Raw genomic sequence first — 4,923 nt, forward strand, 5'->3', positions numbered from 1 at the left:
GTTTTTAATTATTCATCTATGAGAATTTGATGATATTTAAGTAAAGAATTATAATCATTATACAATTATGTGGCAAGGCGAAAATGCGCATCGCAAATACCACGTGCAATACCGCAAAGCCCATGTTGATAATGCCGAGTGGTTTGAAACCTATACGGTAAACACCCAAATGTTTCTGCAAGATTTAGAACCTGGCTTTACGTATGAGTTTCGAGTAGGAGCCACCTGTGAAGCCGAACAATATGGTGTAACATCAAGTTATATCTATTCTGGTATTCAAACCTTTAGCATCGATGCTTCTGAAAATGCAACTGTTTTTAACTGTGGTATTGTACCCGAAATTGAAATAAGCAACCAACAACCGTTAACCAATTTAATCATTAACGAAACCTTTATGGCGGGTGATTTTTCCGTAAAAGTTATTGAGATTAGTGGTTCAAACGGAGTATATTCAGGCAAAGGATTTATAGAAGTACCTTATTTATTTTTTGTGAAGATTGGTGTTGAGTTTACCAGCATCCGCATCAATACCGATTACAAACTGATTGATGGAGTGGTAGAAACTACTTATGATCCAGATTGGAATAATGTGGAGGATGTGACGGATTTAATTGAAGATATTAAGGCAATTGGTGGAGATATTAGAGAATTTTATGAAGCTTTAGTAAATGGTGATTTTGATAATAAATCAGATGAAGAGAAAGAGAAAATAATTAAAGACAATAATGATAAAATTGATCAAAATATTGAACAACTTACCGAATTAGTTAATCAAGGTATTATCTCTCAAGAAGAAGCCAATGATTTAAAAACTCAATTAGAAAACAACAAACAATGTTCGGAAGAAGCTATTAACTGTAAGCCTTCTGTAATAGAAGAGGGTACTTCAACATCTGGACCTTCGATATATTTTAAATATTATGATAATTGTATTGATAAAAGAGAAAATTGTCAGGACGCTGCAAATAATGCTCTTGATAAAATTGATAATTATAATAATCAATTACAATCAAAAAAAGAATTAATAGATTATCTTAAATCTGAAGGAATAACTGAATTTGTATATAGTACATTTTGTTACGGAGTTGATTATTCAAATAAGTATGTAAGATACTATGGAAAATTTCAAGGTAACGAGCTTATTGTAAAAAAACGTGATTTTGGTTTAATAACAAATACGAATGGTGAAGTTATTAGCAATGATAAATTATTGGATTTAACTGGAATTAATAATTTAGACTCAAGAGCAAATTTCTTAGTCTTTAAAAAAGACAATAAATGGATATTAAAAAACACCAGTATACTTACCCTACAAAGCAATAATACCTGTACAGAAATTGACACAAAAGTTACAGGCAAAGATTTAGAACAAATATATGATGAGTTTAAAACTTTACAAGCAAATGAGTTAGGTGTTTCATCTGAAGAGTTTAACGAAATTTCAAATAATCTAAACGAAATTTCAAATAATTTACGTGGAAATCAAAGTGCAGAATTAGAAAAATGGATTGGCAATAAACTTAAAATTTTTGCAAAAGAAAACGGAAAAATTGTTGAAGTTAAAAAAGCCTTATCAGATAATCAAATTGATAACGGAGATTGGACTGATACCAAAATAGATACTAAAATTAGATATACTTTTGATAAAGGTGTTATTCAAGTAAAAGCATTTGGTATAAGAAATAACATACAAGTATTTGAAAATAAAGCAATTAACCAACAAGTACAACAGTTAGCACAACATATAAAATCGCAAACAAATAAGTTTTTATTAGAAAATAATGTAAACAGATACGATTTAAAAGGAAATTTTAGTAGTGATGATACTTTTGCCGATGGTAAAAAAATAGAAGTAAAAGGAAAATATGTTAAAATAATTTCAGAAGGTATTGGTTTAACAACAACCTTACTAAAAACTGGGGAAATTGAAGAACCTACTTATTCAGATACTTCAACTGCAACTATAAAAGCACCTGGTTTAGTAACTGGAAGTTTTGAAGTTGTAGCACAAAAAGTGACAGACATTACAGGTTTGGCAACCTTAGCTTATGATTTATCTACAGATAAAGAAGTGCGTAATGCATTAGGGCAACAATTCTCTGATATAAAAACTCAAATTGGTAACGACCCAAAAGAATTTATTCCTATTTTAGGCCAGGTAGTTGTTACGGTCTTATCTGGCAATACAACAGATGAATGGAAAAGTGTTTTAAATACATCAGACCAAGGTAAACGAGGACATTTGGTTACTCGTGGTACAGGTAATGCTATTATTTCTGCTATGTCTGGCGCAGCTTTAGTTAAAAACTTACCAGAAATTGCTGATAAATTAGCCGAGAATATTAAGAAGGTTAAGAAATCTGTTACGAATATTTCTGAATTAGTTACAGATATTGTTACTAATAGAAATAAGATACGTAATGTTCTTGATACAGATGCTGGAAAAGCTTTTGCTAAAAAATATTTTGATAAATTTGAAAAAGGAAATTTCGAAGAATGGTATGAAAATACGTTTAAAAAATACGATTTAGGAGAACCTCTTAACTTTGAAGTGCATCACGTAATTCCAGTAAAAGTATTAGAAAATAATAAAGAACTACAAGAGCTATTATTATGGGCGAAGAAAAACGGGAAAGATTTCGATTTTAATAGTATCGATAATGGTATCCCATTACAAAAAAAGAGTGTTAAATTTGAGCAGTCTGGGCATACAAATCATCCTAAATATGATAACGCAATAGCGGAAAAGATTAATGATATTTTGGAAAAAGCACCTTCAGAAGAAAAAGCTTTTGAAAGAATACAAAATTTAATAAGTGATACAAAAGGTAAATTAGAAGCTGATGTTTTATTAGGCAACAAGGATGTTAATCAAATTGTAAATTTTTAAAAATATGATATATTATAAGATAAAAATAAAGAAACTTTATGAAAATGAAATGATAGCTCCCAGTGCAAATGGTAAAAATGTCCCAAATAATGAAGTTTATTTTAACAAAATGAGAAAAGGAGAAATAATAAAAGACACACCTGTTTTTGATTATTTTCATCTTGAAAGCTATGATTTAGAACAATACTGGGAGTGGAATTTATTCGATGCTTGTGATGGAATTGGAGATTATCCTGGAAACTCTAATTGGTATATTTCTAATAGATTTAAGTTATTATTCGAAAGTTTTAAAATAGCTCCAAAATTTCATTTTTATGAAACCCGTCTTTTATATAATGGAGAAAAGCTAAAATATTGGATATTTCAGTTTCTGGCACCTTATAGAAAATTAAATAAAATGGAGCACATTAATTTTTCTAAAAGTAATTTTTCATTAAATAAAAAAAAATATACTTTTTCATCATATAGCGATTGGTCCGATATAAATGAAGGTATTTATGATGAATATAAAACAGATTTAAAGTTAGTTAAAGTTAGTTTAATGGATTTTTTTGACTTTATACCCTTAAATCCAATAAGTTCTGATATTATTTGTTCAGAAAAACTTAGGCGAGCTATTGAAGAAAATAGAATAACAGGTTTCGAGTTTTCGGAATTAGATTATGAGGTGGAAGTGGAAAATAGATAAAATAAATATAACGCGGACATTTGGTTACACGATCGCCCGGATTTTCAACCCATGTATATTAAAAAAAGCACAGACTTCAATTCAAAAGAAGTCTGTGCTTTTTTTTGTTAAAATATTGTAAATTACCATTTGGGTTTTAAATAAAAAATGGTAATTTAAGTTTTTATAATTCTAAAAACCAACCTATTATGGCAGAAAGTAAAAACAACATCGTAACCCACGGTTTAAGTGGTAAAGTTGGAGATATCTTAGTATTTAGCCAACGAAATGGAAAAACCATAGTATCTAAAGCACCTAAAGAACGTACTGGCGAAGCTTCTGATAAGCAAAAACAGCAAATTGCAAAATTTCAACAAGCGGTTATTTATGCAAAAAGTGTGTTACAAGATCCAATAACCAAAGCAATATATACAGATGCTGCTACTCCCGAGAAAGGAGTTAGTACCTATAACGTTGCAGTCGCAGATTTATTGAACGCTCCTAAAATTGAAGAAATTGATTTAAGTAACTATAATGGTGACATCAATGATACAATTTCAGTCACAGTTACAGACGACTTTCAAGTAGCATCAGTAAAAGTTATCATCAATAATGCTGATGGTAGTTTGGTTGAACAAGGCAATGCAACACTTCAAGGGTCAAAATGGGTATTTGTTGCAACAGTAAACAATAGCGATTTAGCAGGTGACAAAATCACCATTCAAGCAACAGATATTCCAGATAATTTATCCGAAAAAACAGAAACAATTTAGAGCTAAAGCAAAACTTTTTTCGACGGAGAGATGACGGAACGACGACGGAGAAACCCTATTTATAAACAACGCAAAAAAGCATTTTAAATTTACGGTTTAAAATGCTTTTTTTATATTCAAAAATTCAATGAATCTACTAATAAACTACTAAACGTTCATTGACATAAACCGTAAACTTCCCAATCGACAGTGCCGATAACATTACCATAAACAACGGCGGCGAAATTGTAGTAACCGGTCCAGACGGACAAACCGAAACCTTCCCAGGAGGTAAAGACACGGTAATAACCGATAGCGAAAATAAAAACTATTATGTAGATGCTGATGGTAATGTTTCAGGTCCACTAGAATCTGCAGCTGGCGGCAAACCAACCCCTGAAAACACAGATGGCGTAAACAAAAACGGCGAAGTAACCGAACTTACAGCCGAGGGTGTTCGTGTGGTTTTTGAAAAACATTCAGATACAAAATTCGCCTTTGACCAAGTAGCTTACAACAAAGAATTAACCAGCGATTACAAAAAAGTAGGTGATGCGTTTGTGCCATTCAAAGCTGTTCCAAATGGTTTAACCGATAAGCTTTGGGCAAAAGTA

The 4,923-nt window shown here is 31.0% G+C and carries 3 protein-coding genes; all 3 read left to right on the plus strand.

Annotated elements, in window-relative coordinates:
* Nucleotides 1-67 precede the first annotated feature (67 nt).
* Entirely contained in the window at nucleotides 68-2,890 is a 2,823-nt protein-coding gene (locus EG240_RS16060) for an AHH domain-containing protein (protein WP_125020346.1), read from the plus strand.
* 4 nt (nucleotides 2,891-2,894) lie between these two features.
* Nucleotides 2,895-3,578, plus strand: a complete 684-nt coding sequence (locus EG240_RS16065; protein WP_125020347.1) for an imm11 family protein — start codon at nucleotides 2,895-2,897, stop codon at nucleotides 3,576-3,578.
* Nucleotides 3,579-3,766: 188 nt separating this feature from the next.
* Nucleotides 3,767-4,330 (plus strand): hypothetical protein, encoded by a 564-nt coding sequence (locus EG240_RS16070; protein ID WP_125020348.1) that lies wholly within the window; start codon nucleotides 3,767-3,769, stop codon nucleotides 4,328-4,330.
* The last annotated feature ends 593 nt before the right edge of the window (nucleotides 4,331-4,923 follow it).

The sequence above is a fragment of the Paenimyroides tangerinum genome, from assembly GCF_003865405.1.
GTDB lineage: Bacteria > Bacteroidota > Bacteroidia > Flavobacteriales > Flavobacteriaceae > Flavobacterium > Flavobacterium tangerinum.

What these genes read in the sequence shown, in the direction of transcription:
- EG240_RS16065 (WP_125020347.1), top strand. Translation starts at nt 2,895, where the DNA reads ATGATATATTATAAGATAAAAATAAAGAAACTTTATGAAAATGAAATG.
- EG240_RS16060 (WP_125020346.1), top strand. Translation starts at nt 68, where the DNA reads ATGTGGCAAGGCGAAAATGCGCATCGCAAATACCACGTGCAATACCGC.
- EG240_RS16070 (WP_125020348.1), top strand. Translation starts at nt 3,767, where the DNA reads ATGGCAGAAAGTAAAAACAACATCGTAACCCACGGTTTAAGTGGTAAA.